A 15767-nucleotide genomic window follows, 5' to 3' on the forward strand; every position below is an offset into this window, starting at 1 on the left:
CTGCCGTTATTCTTTCACGACCTAATCTGGTGCGAGCATATAGCCAGCGCCTCGCACGGTCTGCAGGTATTGTGGTTGTTTCGGGTTCGGCTCAATTTTGCGGCGTAGGCGGGTGATCTGAACATCCACCGCGCGTTCCTGTGCCTGTCCCCGATCGCGCCCGAGATCCTCCACCAGTTTGGTACGGCTCACCGGCTCGCCCGGACAGGCGGAAAAGATCTTCATCAGCTGGCTTTCAGTGCCAGTCAGGCGGATCAATTCTTCGCCCTGCCACATTTCACCACGCTCGATGTCATAACGGATCGGCCCCAGATGCAGCACTTTGGGGGCCGCGTCCTTTGCCGTTGGTTCTGGCATTCGACGCAGGATCGCGTTAATCCGCAACAACAACTCTTTGGGTTCAAACGGTTTGGACAGATAGTCATCCGCCCCTGCCTCAAGCCCCTCGATCCTGTCGTCGGTTTCGCCTTTGGCGGTTAGCAACAGAATGGGGGTGCTCAGCGTTTCACGCAGCGACCGGGTAAGGGAGATCCCGTCCTCTCCCGGCATCATCACATCCAGCACGATCAAATCGAAATCCAAACCTGACAGAACACGCCGCGCATGAGCGGCATCGCGCGCCGCTGTGACCAGAAACCCGGCCCGCATCAGGAACTTCTTCAGCAGGCCCCGGATGCGCTCATCGTCATCGACAATCAGCAGATGGGAATCAAAACTGGTCATGCGCCTGTCTCCCTTAGTTTGGCGTAGGCGCGGCGCATATCGGCGTCCATCATCGCTTCCAACACCCGCTTGAAGCCCTGAACCGCTTCTGGTCCGGCATCTTTATAGGCGGTGCGCATTCTGGCGCGCTGGGCATCAGAAAGGCTGGTTTCCAATGCGTGTCCCTTGTCGGTCAGGAACAGGTGTCGCTCGCGCTTGTCTGTGACCCCGACGCGGCTTTCAACCAGACCATCGCCAATCAACGCCCGCAGCACGCGGTTCAGTGACTGCTTCGTCACACCCAGGATGGACAGAAGGTTGTTTACCGTCGTCCCCGGTGCACGACTGATAAAGTGAATGGCCCTGTGATGCGCCCGCCCATAGGCCATTTCTGCCAGGATCCGATCCGGGTCTGCGGTAAAACCGCGATAGGCAAAAAACATCGCCTCGATGCCCTGCCGCAACTGCTCATCTGTCAGGAACAGCAGGCTTTCGCCGCCAAATCCCTGCCCCGGTCGCCCTTCAGCCATGGGTCTCTCCCCTGTTGTGCTGAGGTCATTTTAAGTCAGCGTTGTTGACATTCCAAGTCTGAAGATGTATCGAATCGCAGGTTTAGCGCAATATTATGTCCGAAACGGCCATATATAGCGCAACTTTCGAGAATAAGGCGATGCAATAGGAGGTGCGCCATGGCGGGTTATGATGATCGGGACGGTTTGATCTGGATGGATGGCGAAATGGTCAACTGGCGCGACGCCAAGGTCCATATCCTCAGCCATGCGATGCATTATGCCTCCTCCGTCTTTGAGGGAGAGCGCGCATACAACGGTAAAATCTTCAAAAGCCGTCAGCACTCTGAGCGCCTTGTAGCCTCGGCTGAGGCATTGGACATGCCAATGCCCTATACTGTGGATCAGATCGAGGCGGCTAAGGAAGAAACCCTAAAAGCCAGCGGTCTGCAGGACGCCTATGTGCGTGCTCTGGTCTGGCGTGGTTCGGGCGAAGATATGGGTGTCGCTTCTGCCAAGAATCCTGTGCGTATGGCGATCGCGGTCTGGGGCTGGGGCGCCTACTATGGTGATGCCAAAATGCAGGGTGCAAAGCTGGACATTGCAGAATGGAAACGCCCAAGCCCGGAAACCATCCCGGTTCATGCCAAGGCGGCGGGTCTTTACATGATCTGCACCATCTCCAAGCACAAGGCAGAGGCCAAGGGCTGCTCAGATGCGCTGTTCATGGATTACCGCGGTTACGTGGCCGAGGCGACCGGCGCCAATATCTTCTTTGTGAAGGATGGCGAAGTGCACACGCCCAAGCCTGATTGCTTCCTGAACGGAATCACGCGCCAGACTGTTATTGGTATGCTGCATGATCGCGGGATCACCGTGCATGAACGCCACATCATGCCGGAAGAGCTGGACGGGTTCGAACAGTGCTGGCTGACCGGCACTGCAGCGGAGGTGACTCCAGTTGGCCAGATTGGCGAGCATAGCTTTGAAGTGGGCGACATAACTCAAGAGATTGCCAAAGCTTATGAAGAGCTGGTGCGCAGCTGATCACTGGATGAAATCCGGCCTATCGCTGTTAAAATGCAAAAGCGCGGAGCAGATGCCCCGCGCTTTTTCTGTATGAGCCCCCAGGTAGGGGCCATTCGGCTGGTGCTTGCTACGAGAGTAGTTCGTCAATCAGACCAAGTCGGTGGTCACGGTGACATTGCCGCGCACGGCGTTGGAATATGGGCAGATTTTATGCCCAGCATCAGCCACAGCCTGAGCATCTTCTGCGGACAGACCCGGCAGGCTGACTTTCAGCGCCACAGTTAGTCCAAAACCGCCTTCGTCGCGTGGGCCGATGCCCACCTCGGAGTGGACTGAGACATCATTTGGCACTTTGGCGAGGCTATCGTCTTGCGTGGTCGCGAATTTCATTGCCCCAATATAGCAGGCCGCATAGCCCGCCGCGAACAACTGTTCCGGGTTGCTGCCATTGCCACCGCCACCCATTTCTTTGGGCGGATCCAGATCAAAGCTAACATCGCTGCCGTGGATGCTGGCTTTGCCGTCGCGGCCACCGGTTGCGGTTGCAGCGGCTGTATAGACAGGGGAAACGCTCATGATGGGATCCTTCCATGTATTACTGTTGGATAAATTTATGTCGTGCGCGATATAAATAGATATGCTGAAGCAAAGGTCAAGTGCTTGCAGATGCATCGCGCGCGATTTAAATTACAATTATGACAAACACACTGACCAACGGCATACCAGACACTCCGGATCTTTTGTGCTTTGCGATCTATTCGGCAAACCACGCGCTGACACGACTTTACCGTCCATTGTTAGCGCCATTGGGGCTGACGTATCCGCAATATCTGGTGCTGATATCCCTTTATCGGACCGATGGGCAGACGATCAGCGCGTTGGGTGACCGGCTCGATCTTGAGACCAATACGCTGACCCCGCTGTTAAAACGGATGGAGGCAGTCGGCCTGCTGTCGCGCGTGCCCAATCCGGATGACGATCGGAGCCGATTGGTCCAGCTTAGCGATCATGGGCGTGACCGGGCCGCGCAAGCGGGAGAGGTTTCGGCCTGTGTCGCCGAGGCGATGGGCAGTGATCTTGAGGATCTCTTTGACCTGCGCGACCGGGTTAATGCGCTCCGGGTTCGGATGGGTGGGGTCTAGGCTTCAACCTTTAGGATCCGTGACAGCTCGTGCCTTCCCGCGTTCCAACCCCAGGCGGCTTTCACGCCAGATCACCAGCACATTGCCCGCTATCACCAAGACGGCACCTATCAGCATTACGAGCGTAGGCAGTTCATTGAACCAGATATAGCCTAGTACAATTGCAAATAGCATCGACGAGTAGTCGTATGGGGCCAACATAGACGCTGGCGCAAAACGATAGGACGATGTGACAAGGATTTGTGCGACGCCGCCCACCAAACCCGCACTAATCAAAAGCGCAAGCGTGGTTGGATCGGGCCAGACCCAGCCAAAGGGCATCGTGCAGAGCGACAGGATCGACGCGGTGAGCGAGAAATAGAAGACGATTGCGGCAGTATGCTCTGTCATGACCATGCGCCGAATGTGAATCTGCACCAAACCGCGTGCTATTGTGGCGACAAGGATCAGGATTGCACCAAGTGTTGCGGCGTCGCCCAGATCTCCGCTGCCCAATCGCGGCCAGAGCATCACCAAAACCCCAATCAACCCAATGACTACGGCGCTGATCCGAATGAGCCGGATCCGTTCTCCTAGCAGCAGTGCCGCCAGAATCAGCGTAAAGATCGGCGTCGCATATCCAATTGCGGTCACCTCCGGCAGGGGCAACATTCCAAGCCCCATGAAGGTCATACCCATCGCAGTGGTGCCCAAAATCCCGCGCAGGAAATGACGGCCGGGACGGGAGGTTTTTAGTCCCCGTGGCAGTTCTCCACGCATCGTCAGCCAGACCAGAATCACTGGAATGGCAAAAAAAGACCGGAAAAACACTGCCTCGCCAGCGGGCACCACATCAGATGTTGCCTTGATGATTGCCGATAGGCCGGTGAACAGTGCGATAGCAGCCACTTTTAATGCAATGGCGCGTCCCGGTTGATGCGATGTTAACGATTTCACCATGGCCGGACACTGCGCTTCTGCGTCGGAAAGTGCAACGGGTTGAATTTACTACTCGGCTTTGTCCAAGGTGGCCTAAATTGAAAATAAACCGCTCATCGCCTTTAGGAGCCTTCGAATGTATGATGCAAATCCTCTAATCCATCATTTGCGCGCAGCAACTATTGGTAGGGAAGCGGTTGTATTTGCTACGGGTCCTGACGTGGGCACTGTCAGCTATGCTGATCTCTTTGCAGGGGCTGAGCGTATGGCGGCGAGTCTTGTTTCACGTGGCGTCCTGCCCGGAGACCGGGTTGCCGCGCAGGTGGATAAATCACTGACCGCGATCGAGCTGTATTTGGGAACAGTCATGGCGGGAGCCGTCTTTTTACCGCTGAACCCCGCCTATACAGATACCGAGGTTGCTTACTTCATTGGCGATGCTACACCGCGCGTGTTTGTGTGCGATCCGGCAAGGGTTGATCGCCTCCGAACTGTGGCCGGTGAGGCCGCACTGATGACGCTGGATGGTCACGGCAACGGCAGTCTTGCAGATCTCGCGGCGACACAGCACGGGTTTGATCTCGTGGCACGGGATCCATCAGATCTCGCGGCTATCTTATATACTTCGGGTACTACCGGGCGCTCCAAAGGGGCGATGCTCAGCCATGAAAATCTGTATTCGAATTCTCTAACCCTACGGGACTATTGGCAGTTCACATCGGATGACGTGTTGATCCACGCGCTGCCGATTTTTCATACCCATGGTCTATTTGTGGCGACCAATGTGGCCCTTCTTGCAGGTGCGCAGGTGGTGTTCCTGCCGGGGTTTGATGCAGAAGCCATCCTTGCGGCGATGCCATCCTCTACCGCGTTGATGGGGGTGCCAACATTCTACACAAGATTGCTGGCAGATCCTCGCCTGACACCAGAATTGGCGGCGAACATGCGTCTGTTCATTTCCGGCTCCGCGCCGCTGCTGGTGGAAACCCACGAAAACTGGGAGGAGCGCACCGGGCATCGAATTCTTGAACGCTACGGGATGACGGAAACCAATATGAGCAGCTCCAACCCCTATGACGGTGACCGCATTGCGGGGACGGTCGGTCAGCCCCTGCCGGGGGTTGAGGCGCGGGTTATGAAGGACGACCAGGCGGTCCAATTGGGCGAGATTGGTGTGCTGGAGGTACGTGGCCCAAATGTGTTTCAGGGCTATTGGCAGATGCCAGAGAAAACAGCCGAAGAGTTGCGCCCAGACGGTTGGTTCATCACCGGTGATCTCGCAAAAATTGACGACAAGGGCTACGTCACCATTGTTGGACGGGAAAAAGATCTGGTGATCACCGGCGGTTTCAATGTCTACCCAAAGGAGGTTGAATCCTTAATCGACGACCTGCCGGGTGTGCTTGAAAGTGCCGTGATCGGTGTGCCTCATCCCGACTTTGGCGAAGCCGTTGTGGCCATCGTGATCCCAACCGGCCACGATATCAGTTCAGAGGCGGTCAGTACCGCCCTTTCAGACCAATTGGCCAAGTTCAAACAGCCGAAACATATCGAGGTGATGGCGGCGCTACCGCGTAACACTATGGGCAAGGTGCAGAAAAAAGCACTGCGCGAAACATTCGCGGAGCTGTTTTCCTAGCGCATTGCGTAAACCTCTCACCCACGGGTATCAGCGTTCCAGGGTGAGAGGTGAAGGGTTCAGCTGCCGATCTGGCCCTGATTTTCACCGATCTGACCTCGGTGCAGCAACAGATGATCCAGGATCACACAGGCCATCATTGCCTCTGCCACAGGGACTGCGCGAATGCCAACGCAGGGATCATGGCGGCCTTTGGTGATGACCTCAGCAGAGCTGCCATCCTTGCGGATCGATTGGCGTGGTGTAAGGATTGATGACGTGGGTTTGACGGCAAAGCGCACTACGACGTCCTGTCCCGTGGAAATGCCGCCCAGAATGCCGCCTGAATGGTTTGACGAGTAGACCGGTGCGCCATCATTGCCGAGGAAAATCTCATCGGCGTTTTCCGAGCCTTTTAGAGCAGCGGCATTCATGCCCTCGCCAATCTCGACGCCTTTTACAGCGTTGATCGACATCATGGCGGCCGCCAGATCGGTGTCGAGTTTGCCATAGATCGGGGCGCCAATGCCCGCGGGCACACCCCGCGCCACAACCTCAATCACGGCGCCAACAGAATCGTGTTCCTTGCGCAACCCCTGCAGATAGGTCTCCCAATCCTGAACGGCGGCGGCATCCGGAATCCAGAAATCGTTCAGATCGATGGCCTCCCAGTCGAACCGACTGCGGTCGATCTCCATGTCGCCCATGCGGGTCATGTAGCCTTTGATCTCCAGGCCCGGCACAAGTGTCTTGATTGCTTCACGTGCAACGCCACCCGCTGCGACCCGTGCCGCGGTTTCACGCGCCGAGGAACGACCGCCGCCACGATAGTCACGATTGCCGTATTTCTGGAAATAGGTGATATCAGCGTGACCGGGGCGGAACGTTTGGGCGATGTCGCCGTAGTCCTTGGAGCGCTGATCCGTGTTTTCAATCATCAGTTGGATTGGTGTGCCGGTTGATTTGCCTTCGAACACGCCTGACAGGATTTTTACCGCGTCGGGTTCGTTGCGTTGGGTCATATTCTTGTTCTGACCGGGGCGACGCTTGTCGAGCCACTGCTGCAGCATTTCGGCTTCGACCGGGACATTTGGCGGACAGCCATCAACAGTGGCACCAAGGGCAGGCCCGTGGCTTTCACCCCAGGTAGTGACGCGGAACAAATGGCCAAAACTGTTGATCGACATGGATGCGGTCTCCTTTGTGGAATTGCTTAACGAGGGTGGGCGGCTCTCTCAAGCGGTTTCCTGTCGCATGGCGTGAGTAGCGTTCGCGGCGCTCGCCGTCCGATGCGCGAGTCCTTGCGTATTTCGACGGGCGTCTCCGGCGGGAACATATCGCCGACGTTAATCGGAAAGAAAGGACAGGCAGTCTCTCCCAATGTTTCGCGTGCGAAACAATTGGTCAGTACAGCTGTCATAGCTTGGGCAGGCTGAAACTGGCTATCGCTTGTCTTTCTGTCGTCTTGCCCCTAGTGTTCGCGCCACCTCGGGGTGCGTCATCGACGCTGAGATCACACCCGTTGAACCTGAACCGGCTAGAACCGGCGGAGGGAAGGTATGGAATGACTCCACCCTTGCCCATCGCCGCAATGGAGGATGCCATGAAACATCTTGTACTTGCAGCGGGACTGCTGGGCGCAACGGCAGCCTATGCCGAAACGCCCGAACTCATTGTCTATACCTATGACAGCTTTGTGTCCGACTGGGGCCCCGGTCCAGCGGTCGAAAAAGCCTTTGAAGCAACCTGTGACTGTGACCTGAAGCTGGTCGGCGCAGGCGATGGCGCGGCCTTGTTGGCGCGGGTCAAACTGGAAGGTGAGCGTTCCGACGCGGATGTTGTGTTGGGTCTGGATACCAACCTGACCGCTGCCGCGAAGGCGACTGGCCTTTTTGCCAAACACGGCGTCACCGCCGATTATGCACTGCCCATCAAATGGGAAGACGCAACGTTCGCGCCTTACGATTGGGGCTATTTTGCCTTTGTTCACAATGCGGATGCGGCAGCACCCAAGACGTTTATGGAACTGGCAGAGAGCGATTTGAAGGTCGTGATTCAGGATCCACGTTCCTCTACGCCCGGTTTGGGGCTGCTGATGTGGGTGAAAGCTGCCTATGGCGACAAGGCGCCTGAGGTTTGGGAAGGGTTGGCCGACAATGTGCTGACCGTGACCAAAGGCTGGTCAGAGGCCTATGGTCTGTTCCTTGAGGGAGAGGCCGACATGGTCCTGTCCTACACCACGTCGCCAGCGTATCACCTGATTGCCGAAGAAGATGCCAGCAAGGCTGCTGCTGTGTTTGACGAAGGTCACTACATGCAGGTTGAGGTGGCCGGAAAGCTGGCCGGGAGCGATCAGCCCGAGTTGGCAGATCAGTTCCTCGCCTTCATGGTCAGTGAAGACTTCCAGTCGATTATTCCAACGACCAACTGGATGTATCCGGCCGTGATCCCCGCAGCTGGTCTGCCTGAGGGGTTTGAAGCGCTGGTTGCGCCAGAGAAATCCCTCCTATTTGGCGAAGACGAAGCAGCGGCGCTGCGAGATGTGGCGCTGGACGAATGGCTGACCGCGCTCAGCCGCTAAAATCCCGATGGGGTTTGGGTGTCGCAACCTTGGTTGCGATGCTCATCCTTGGGGCTTTGGCTGCAGTGGCGTTTCGGGCCGAAGTCGGACGCGGTCTCGGCTTTGCCGATTGGGCGGCGATCCGGTTCACGGTTACGCAGGCGGTACTGTCGGCGTTAGTCAGTGTTATTCTTGCGATACCGGTGGCGCGTGCCTTGGCGCGACGCCGGTTTTTTGGGCGACGAGTGCTGATTGCCTTGATGGGTGCGCCGTTTATCTTGCCGGTAATTGTCGCGATTCTTGGCATCCTTGCAGTTTTTGGCCGCTCGGGTTGGCTGAGCGATATGCTGGCGCTGTTCGGCTTTGAACCATTGCAGGTCTACGGGCTGCATGGTGTTGTGCTGGCGCATGTGTTCTTCAATTTGCCGCTGGCGACCAGATTGATATTACAGGGGTGGCAGGAAATTCCGGCTGAACGGTTCCGCCTGGCGGCGCAGTTGAATGCGGGTCCATTGGCCATGTGGCGGCTGCTGGAAGCCCCGATGTTGCGGCAGGTGGTGCCCGGTGCATTGGCGGTGGTGTTTGCGATCTGTCTGTCGAGTTTTGCTGTCGCACTTACATTGGGCGGCGGACCACGAGCGACCACCATTGAGTTGGCGATTTATCAGGCGTTTCGATTTGATTTTGACCTTGGCCGAGCGGCTCTGCTTTCAGGTATCCAACTGCTTTTGACCGGGGCGGCGGCGATTGTGGCGCTGCGCGTGGCCACGGGCGAGGGGTTTGGCGCTGGGCTGGATAGACCTGTGCGCCGCTGGGACGGCCAAGGGACATTGGCGCGGCGGCTGGATGCGGTTTTCGTGATTGCGGCGGCGTTGTTTCTGCTGTTGCCGTTGAGCGCAATCGTGATCGAGGGGCTGCCGGGGCTCCTGTCCATGGGGGCCTCGGTTTGGCTTGCCGCCGGTACCTCAGCACTGATTGCGGGCATCAGCACGCTGGTGTTGCTGGGGATAGCTTTGCCAATGGCTGTTGCCGTTGCGCTTGGCCGTGGTGGGCTGGTCGAAGTCGCCGGTTTGTTGGGCCTAGCGGTATCTCCGCTGGTGATCGGAACCGGGCTGTTTATTGTGATCTATCCCATCGCAGATCCGTTTATATTGGCATTGCCGGTTACAGCGCTGGTGAATGCGTTGATGTCGTTGCCTTTTGCGCTGCGTATTTTGATCCCGCGTGTGCGTGAGATTCTTGGGCGCTATGGTCGCCTATCGCTTTCGCTGGATATTCGAGGCTGGGTGTTTGTCCGCCGGGTACTACTACCACGGTTGCGTCCGCAGATTGGTTTCGCCGCAGGCTTGGCCGCAGCGCTGTCGATGGGCGATCTTGGTGTGATTGCGCTGTTTGCCGATAGTGACACCGCGACGCTGCCGTTGCAGGTCTATCGTCTGATGGGGGCTTACCGGATGGACGCCGCATCAGGCGGGGCGCTGTTGCTATTGTGCCTGTCGATGGGGGCGTTTTACGTATTCGACCGGGGAGGTCGCCGCTATGCTGAAACTTGAAAACTGCCAATTGGACAACGGCGGCTTTATTGTGCGCGCAGATCTGTCAGTTGCCGCGGGGCAGCGGGTGGCAGTGATCGGCCCTTCTGGTGCAGGCAAGACGACGTTGATTGAGGCGATTGCCGGTTTTGTTGCTATCACCGAAGGTGTGTTGTCCTGGCAGGGACAGGGGCTAACGCATGTTTTGCCGGGATCCCGGCCCATCGCGATGCTATTTCAGGACGGCAATCTGTTTCCGCACTTAAGTGTGTCGCAGAATGTCGGCCTGGGGATTCGTCCGAACCTGCGGCTGTCGTCAGAGGAGGAGGCGCAGGTGCAGGCAGCGATTGCGCGGGTTGGTCTCGCGGGTATGGAAGATCGCAAGCCGGCCGCTTTGTCAGGTGGTCAGCAGAGTCGGGTGGCGCTGGGTCGTGTATTGGTTCAGGGGCGTGATCTCTTGCTGCTCGACGAGCCTTTTGCCGCACTTGGACCTGCGCTCAAGGTCGAGATGCTGGATCTGGTGGCGGAGTTGGCCGCTGAGACTGGGGCTACGGTATTGATGGTCAGCCACGATCCGGCTGATGCACGCCGGATCGCAGATCAAGTGGTTTTGGTGGCCGATGGTGTGGCTCATTCACCAGTGGCGACGGCGCAGTTGCTGGACAACCCGCCGCCGGCTCTGAAGGCCTATCTCGGATAGGTCAGGCGTTAGCTGGCGAGCGCAGCCTGCCGAGTTTTTGTGATCATCAGCGCGGCATTGGCCGCTTCGCGCCCTTTGTCCACAAAATGAGCACGGTAGATCGCGTTGTGGTGATCAGTTTCCTGATAATGGTGCGGCGTCAACGACACCGATAGGACAGGAACACCGGTTTCCATACCGGCCTGCATCAGGCCATCCACAACAGCCTGCGCCACGAAATCATGGCGGTAGATACCGCCATCAACAACAAAGGCGGCGCAAGCGATGGCCGCATAGTTGCCGGTTTTGGCGAGGTCTTTGGCGAGGAGTGGCATTTCAAAGGCGCCGGGCACATCGAAGACATCAATCTGCTCTGCGGGGATCAGCTCCTGAAAGCCCTCCATCGCGCGATCAACAATATCTGCATGCCAATGAGCCTTGATAAAGGCGAAGCGGGTGTGTGTCATTGTGGTATCTCCTATAGGTTTGACACGTCACCCAAGGCGATCACGCGTGATGAGAGCACGCGGCTGTCGCGGCTCTGTCACACGTTTCTCTTTCATCCGGACTATGACCGTCGGCTCTGGAATCGCACCAGATCTGCTAGACATCATCCCTATCGCAGTCACAGAAACATGAGAGCCGAAAGCCGACTTCACCTGTGACGTCACTCGAAATGACCGCTCGCGGGCTTACGGGAATGGCCCGCTTACCGCCGGTGGGGAATTTCGCCCCGCCCTGAGAACAGCGCGACCATGGCGTCAGGATCGACCAAAGGCAAGAGAAACAGAAGGCGGGATGATCATGCTGGGGGTTTTCCTGGCGGCAGGCAGAGTTAGAGTGGACCGTGATGCGGCCACAGCCGCTATTGAAAAGGAATTTACACATGAAGCTATTTCACGCTCCTACATCGCCCTATGTGCGCAAAGTCATGGTTCTGTTGCACGAAACGCAGCAGTTGGACGATGTTGAGCTTTGCCCTGTTGCGACAACACCCGTCAGCCCCAGCAGTGATCTGAAAGCGGCGAATCCTCTGGCCAAGATTCCTGCGCTGGAACGGACGGATGGGGCGACGCTTTATGATAGCCGGGTGATTTGTGCCTATTTGGCGGATCGGGCAGGCGGCGCGCTTTATAATGGCGGTTGGGAAACGCGGGTGCTGGAGGCTACGGCGGACGGCATTATGGATGCAGCGGTTTTGTTGGCCTATGAAAAACGCCTGCGCCCCGAAGACAAGCAATGGCCTGAGTGGATCGAAGGGCAGACTGGTAAGGTTTTGGGTGGTTGTTCTGCGTTGAATACCCGCTGGATGGCGCATTTGAAGGGCCCGATGCGTATCGGGCAGATCGCTGTCGCATGTGCCTTGGCCTATGTGGATTTCCGTCACCCTGATATGGGGTGGCGCAAGGGCAATGACGCGTTAGCTGACTGGTATGCTGAATTCGATTCGCGCCCATCGATGCAGGCAACCCGACCACCCGAAAACTGATCCACGGGACTTGAAATGCGGGGGGCAGGTACAAATATGTGAGGCTGTTTGCAACAGTTGTGCATAATATCTTGCGACTGCGTCCATCTGCGCGCCTATGACCGCTGGACGAAAGCCCTTCTCCCCGCTAGATACCCGCGATGAGTCACTGCGTTCTTTGCGCAGTGAATGCGCATGTTTGCCCTAAACGGGCGCTGGAATTGGAGAAAACCTCGTGTCCCACGCAGAAGACAACGAAGGAACCCGGAGAGATTTCCTCTATTACGCCACTGCTGGCGCCGGGGCAGTGACTGCGGGCGCCGTAATTTGGCCCCTGATCAACCAGATGAACCCCTCAGCTGACGTTCAGGCTCTGTCCTCGATTATTGTGGACATCAGTGGCGTAGAAGTTGGGACACAGCTTTCTGTCATGTTCCTTGGCAAGCCGGTGTTCATCCGTCGCCGTACCGCGGAAGAAATCGAAGAAGCCCGGTCTGTCGAACTGTCGGAATTGCCCGACCAGCAGGATCGCAATGCCAACAAGCCTGGTCTGGATGCGTCCGACGAAAACCGTACGCTTGATGAGTCCGGCGAATGGCTGGTCATGATGGGTGTCTGCACCCACCTCGGCTGTGTGCCGCTGGGTGACGGTGCTGGCGATTTCAATGGCTGGTTCTGCCCGTGCCACGGGTCCCACTACGACACCGCTGGCCGTATCCGCAAAGGTCCCGCACCCGAGAACCTGCCGGTTCCAACGGCTGTGTTCCTTGATGAAACTACGATCCAACTGGGATAAGGGAGGCATTCATGTCCGGCATTCCGCACGATCATTATGAGCCGAAAACCGGTGGTGAGAAGTGGCTGCACAGCCGCCTGCCCATCGTTGGCCTGATCTATGACACCATCATGATCCCCACGCCCAAGAACCTGAATTGGTTGTGGATCTGGGGCATCGTCCTGGCATTTTGCCTGGTCCTGCAAATTGTGACCGGCATCATTCTTGTGATGCACTACACACCGCACGTTGATCTGGCTTTTGCCAGCGTTGAGCACATCATGCGCAACGTGAACGGTGGCTATATGATCCGCTACCTGCACGCCAACGGTGCGTCGCTGTTCTTTGTCGCGGTCTACATCCACATCTTCCGTGGTCTCTACTACGGCTCCTACAAGGCACCGCGTGAAATCACGTGGATTGTTGGGATGCTGATCTACCTGATGATGATGGGCACCGCCTTCATGGGCTATGTTTTGCCTTGGGGTCAGATGTCTTTCTGGGGTGCTACGGTTATCACTGGCCTGTTCGGCGCGATTCCTTTTGTTGGTGAAGCGCTGCAGACTTGGTTGTTGGGCGGACCGGCGGTCGATAACGCTACGCTGAACCGCTTCTTCTCGCTGCACTATCTGCTGCCGTTTGTGATTGCTGCTCTGGTGATCGTCCATATCTGGGCCTTCCACACCACTGGCAACAACAACCCAACGGGTGTTGAAGTACGTCGCGGCTCGAAGGAAGAAGCCAAGAAAGACACGCTGCCGTTCTGGCCCTACTTCGTGATCAAAGATTTCGTGGGTCTGGCTGTGGTCCTGGTGATCTTCTGGGCCATTGTTGGCTTTATGCCGAACTACCTCGGCCACCCCGACAACTACATCGAAGCCAACCCGCTGGTGACACCTGCGCACATCGTTCCTGAGTGGTACTTCCTGCCGTTCTACGCGATCCTTCGTGCGTTCACATCCGAAGTGTGGGTGGTACAGATCGCATCCTTCGTGACCGGTGGTATTATTGACGCAAAGTTCTTTGGTGTTCTGGCGATGTTTGGTGCGATTGCCGTAATGGCGCTGGCGCCTTGGCTGGACACCAGCCGTGTGCGCTCGGGTCGTTACCGTCCGCAGTTCAAATGGTGGTTCCTCTTGCTGGTCATCGACTTCTTTGCCCTGATGTGGCTGGGTGCGATGCCTGCTGAAGAGCCTTATGCGTCGTTCTCGCTGATCGCCTCGGCTTACTGGTTCGGCTACTTCCTGGTCATCTTGCCGCTGCTTGGCGTGATCGAGAAGCCGCAGGCCATTCCCGAGACTATCGAAGCGGACTTTGATGCCCATTATGGCAAGAAGTCTGACGCCACTCCGGCTGAGTAATTGAGAAGGACAGCAACCATGTTGAAAAAACTAGCCATTGGTGCCGCCTTCGCACTGTCTCTGGCACCTGCCGCATCGTTTGCGGCAGGCGGCTCGGGCCACGTCGAGGATTTCGACTTCTCGTTTGAAGGTCCGTTCGGCACATACGACACCAATCAGTTGCAGCGCGGCCTGCAAATCTACACCGAGGTCTGTGCTGCCTGTCACGGTCTGAAACAGGTGCCGCTGCGCACGCTGGCAGACGAGGGTGGCCCGAACCTGCCGGCAGATCAGGTCCGTGCCTACGCGGCCGAGAACTTCTCGGTCTATGATCCGGTGGAAGATGAAGATCGTCCGGCCAAGCCGACCGATCATTTCCCCGCCAACACCAACGCCGGCGCGCCCGACCTGAGCCTGATGGCAAAGGCGCGCGCGGGTTTCCACGGTCCTTACGGATCCGGTATGAACCAGCTGTTCAAAGGCATCGGTGGTGCGGAATACATCGCTTCGCTGCTGGACGGATACACCGGCGAAGAAAAGGAAGAAGCAGGGACCATTTTCTACGGCAACACTGCTTTTCCGGGTGGCTGGATCTCCATGGCTCCGCCCTTGTCGGATGAGCAGGTCGAGTTTGTCGACGGCCACGCCAATGACGTGAAAAGCATGTCCAAGGATGTCTCAGCCTTCCTGATGTGGAGCGCTGAGCCTAAGATGATGGCGCGCAAGCAAGCTGGTTTTGTTGGCGTGCTGTTCCTGACGTTGCTGTCGGTGATGCTGTACCTCACCAACAAGCGTCTTTGGGCACCACACAAAGGCAAGAAATCCAGCTAAGCCGCCGGATTTTCAATACGATTGAAACCCCTGCAGGCTCTGCCTGCGGGGGTTTTCTTTTTTGGTCGCAAGTTTTCTGATGCGTTTGGGTTTTGCGTGTTGTCAGGTGAAAAACTGCGAGAGCGCCAATGGTTTTTCCAACTTGCGCAGGATGGCGGCGGCGGATGTCGCTGCTGAATAGGTGCCATCAAGGCGCAGATCATATGTGAGGCCATCGTGAACATAGGCAGCATCCGCAGCGGCGCTGCCGAGCGGGCGATCACCACGGATCACTTCACGCTGGTTCAGCGTCACCAAGGGCGCGTCTAGCCCGATGAAAAAGAGATCATGCCCTGCGAGTAAAATCTGCAGATCCTGATGCCAGCCGGGTGTGTCTAGGATATGTTCAACGATCAGATCGTTGCCTGCGTCAGCAAAGCCTGCCACGGCGCGATGAAAGCCATTGAAGAAAGCGGGACGGGCAGAGGGCCAGTTTGGATAGTCGGCAGGGTTCCACGCACCACTGTCACGAAAATGATCGATCGACATCTGAAGGAACGGAGACCGCGACTGTCGGCGCAGCTCTGATGCGAGTGTGGATTTACCGCTGCTGGATGGGCCATGCAGAAAGAGGATAACGGCCATTTCGGGCTTGCTCCTTTTTCTCCGCTGCGCGGGTTAGCCC

General features: G+C 57.2%; 17 protein-coding genes and 2 riboswitches. Of the genes, 10 read left to right on the top strand and 7 right to left on the bottom strand.

Features of this window, described 5'->3' with window-relative positions; all coding sequences use genetic code 11:
- Positions 1–21 precede the first annotated feature (21 nt).
- On the bottom strand, positions 22–723 hold the full coding sequence (locus ACEWZM_RS10425) for a response regulator (RefSeq protein WP_414006363.1): 702 nt from the start codon (positions 721–723) through the stop codon (positions 22–24).
- Positions 720–1232, bottom strand: a complete 513-nt coding sequence (locus ACEWZM_RS10430) for a MarR family winged helix-turn-helix transcriptional regulator (RefSeq protein ID WP_414006364.1) — start codon at positions 1230–1232, stop codon at positions 720–722. Before ACEWZM_RS10430 ends, ACEWZM_RS10425 begins: the two co-directional genes overlap by 4 nt.
- Before the next feature lie 159 nt (positions 1233–1391).
- Here ACEWZM_RS10430 and ACEWZM_RS10435 point away from each other — a divergent pair, with 159 nt between their 5' ends.
- On the top strand, positions 1392–2258 hold the full coding sequence (locus tag ACEWZM_RS10435) for a branched-chain amino acid aminotransferase (RefSeq protein WP_414006365.1): 867 nt from the start codon (positions 1392–1394) through the stop codon (positions 2256–2258).
- Positions 2259–2387: 129 nt separating this feature from the next.
- On the opposite strand, the gene ACEWZM_RS10440 is transcribed toward ACEWZM_RS10435, so the two are convergent.
- Positions 2388–2816 carry an organic hydroperoxide resistance protein gene (locus tag ACEWZM_RS10440; protein WP_414006366.1) on the bottom strand — a complete coding sequence of 143 codons (429 nt, stop codon included), beginning with the start codon at positions 2814–2816 and terminating at the stop codon, positions 2388–2390.
- 119 nt (positions 2817–2935) lie between these two features.
- Here ACEWZM_RS10440 and ACEWZM_RS10445 point away from each other — a divergent pair, with 119 nt between their 5' ends.
- The gene (locus tag ACEWZM_RS10445; RefSeq protein WP_414006367.1) at positions 2936–3382 is read left to right on the top strand and encodes a MarR family winged helix-turn-helix transcriptional regulator; all 447 of its coding nucleotides are present in this window, start codon (positions 2936–2938) and stop codon (positions 3380–3382) included.
- Positions 3383–3385: 3 nt separating this feature from the next.
- Here the strand turns inward: ACEWZM_RS10445 and ACEWZM_RS10450 are convergent, their stop codons facing one another.
- Positions 3386–4321, bottom strand: a complete 936-nt coding sequence (locus tag ACEWZM_RS10450; protein ID WP_414006368.1) for a DMT family transporter — start codon at positions 4319–4321, stop codon at positions 3386–3388.
- Between the two features lie 115 nt (positions 4322–4436).
- Here ACEWZM_RS10450 and ACEWZM_RS10455 point away from each other — a divergent pair, with 115 nt between their 5' ends.
- Positions 4437–5939, top strand: a complete 1503-nt coding sequence (locus tag ACEWZM_RS10455) for a malonate--CoA ligase (RefSeq protein WP_414006369.1) — start codon at positions 4437–4439, stop codon at positions 5937–5939.
- Positions 5940–5998: 59 nt separating this feature from the next.
- Here the strand turns inward: ACEWZM_RS10455 and aroC are convergent, their stop codons facing one another.
- Positions 5999–7105 (bottom strand): chorismate synthase, encoded by a 1107-nt coding sequence (gene aroC / locus ACEWZM_RS10460; RefSeq protein WP_414006370.1) that lies wholly within the window; start codon positions 7103–7105, stop codon positions 5999–6001.
- A gap of 292 nt (positions 7106–7397) precedes the next feature.
- Positions 7398–7490, top strand: a riboswitch (TPP riboswitch).
- Between the two features lie 31 nt (positions 7491–7521).
- Here aroC and thiB point away from each other — a divergent pair.
- From thiB to ACEWZM_RS10475, 3 genes are read left to right on the top strand one after another with little or no spacing between them, the layout of a single operon-like run.
- Positions 7522–8499 carry a thiamine ABC transporter substrate binding subunit gene (thiB, locus tag ACEWZM_RS10465; protein ID WP_414006371.1) on the top strand — a complete coding sequence of 326 codons (978 nt, stop codon included), beginning with the start codon at positions 7522–7524 and terminating at the stop codon, positions 8497–8499.
- Positions 8475–10031, top strand: a complete 1557-nt coding sequence (locus ACEWZM_RS10470; RefSeq protein ID WP_414006372.1) for a thiamine/thiamine pyrophosphate ABC transporter permease ThiP — start codon at positions 8475–8477, stop codon at positions 10029–10031. The genes thiB and ACEWZM_RS10470 overlap by 25 nt, the downstream gene beginning before the upstream one ends.
- Positions 10018–10710, top strand: a complete 693-nt coding sequence (locus ACEWZM_RS10475) for a thiamine ABC transporter ATP-binding protein (protein WP_414006373.1) — start codon at positions 10018–10020, stop codon at positions 10708–10710. Before ACEWZM_RS10470 ends, ACEWZM_RS10475 begins: the two co-directional genes overlap by 14 nt.
- A gap of 8 nt (positions 10711–10718) precedes the next feature.
- Here the strand turns inward: ACEWZM_RS10475 and ACEWZM_RS10480 are convergent, their stop codons facing one another.
- On the bottom strand, positions 10719–11156 hold the full coding sequence (locus tag ACEWZM_RS10480) for a 6,7-dimethyl-8-ribityllumazine synthase (RefSeq protein WP_414006374.1): 438 nt from the start codon (positions 11154–11156) through the stop codon (positions 10719–10721).
- A gap of 80 nt (positions 11157–11236) precedes the next feature.
- Positions 11237–11439: riboswitch (FMN riboswitch) on the bottom strand.
- Positions 11440–11575: 136 nt separating this feature from the next.
- Here ACEWZM_RS10480 and ACEWZM_RS10485 point away from each other — a divergent pair.
- The 4 genes from ACEWZM_RS10485 to ACEWZM_RS10500 all read left to right on the top strand — a co-directional run bounded on the left by ACEWZM_RS10485 (position 11576) and on the right by ACEWZM_RS10500 (position 15103).
- The gene (locus tag ACEWZM_RS10485) at positions 11576–12178 is read left to right on the top strand and encodes a glutathione S-transferase (RefSeq protein WP_414006375.1); all 603 of its coding nucleotides are present in this window, start codon (positions 11576–11578) and stop codon (positions 12176–12178) included.
- 214 nt (positions 12179–12392) lie between these two features.
- Positions 12393–12953: a ubiquinol-cytochrome c reductase iron-sulfur subunit gene (gene petA, locus ACEWZM_RS10490; protein ID WP_414006376.1), complete on the top strand. Its 561-nt coding sequence runs from the start codon at positions 12393–12395 to the stop codon at positions 12951–12953.
- An 11-nt stretch (positions 12954–12964) separates the two neighbouring features.
- Entirely contained in the window at positions 12965–14293 is a 1329-nt protein-coding gene (petB, locus tag ACEWZM_RS10495; protein WP_414006377.1) for a cytochrome b, read from the top strand.
- 18 nt (positions 14294–14311) lie between these two features.
- A complete protein-coding gene (locus ACEWZM_RS10500; protein WP_414006378.1) occupies positions 14312–15103 on the top strand; it encodes a cytochrome c1 in 792 nt (263 codons plus the stop codon).
- 102 nt (positions 15104–15205) lie between these two features.
- On the opposite strand, the gene ACEWZM_RS10505 is transcribed toward ACEWZM_RS10500, so the two are convergent.
- Positions 15206–15727: a chloramphenicol phosphotransferase CPT family protein gene (locus ACEWZM_RS10505; RefSeq protein WP_414006379.1), complete on the bottom strand. Its 522-nt coding sequence runs from the start codon at positions 15725–15727 to the stop codon at positions 15206–15208.
- Positions 15728–15767: the final 40 nt, after the last annotated feature.

Origin of the sequence: Phaeobacter cretensis (genome assembly GCF_047372505.1) — a bacterium.
In the GTDB taxonomy this organism is placed as follows: Bacteria; Pseudomonadota; Alphaproteobacteria; order Rhodobacterales; family Rhodobacteraceae; genus Phaeobacter; species Phaeobacter cretensis.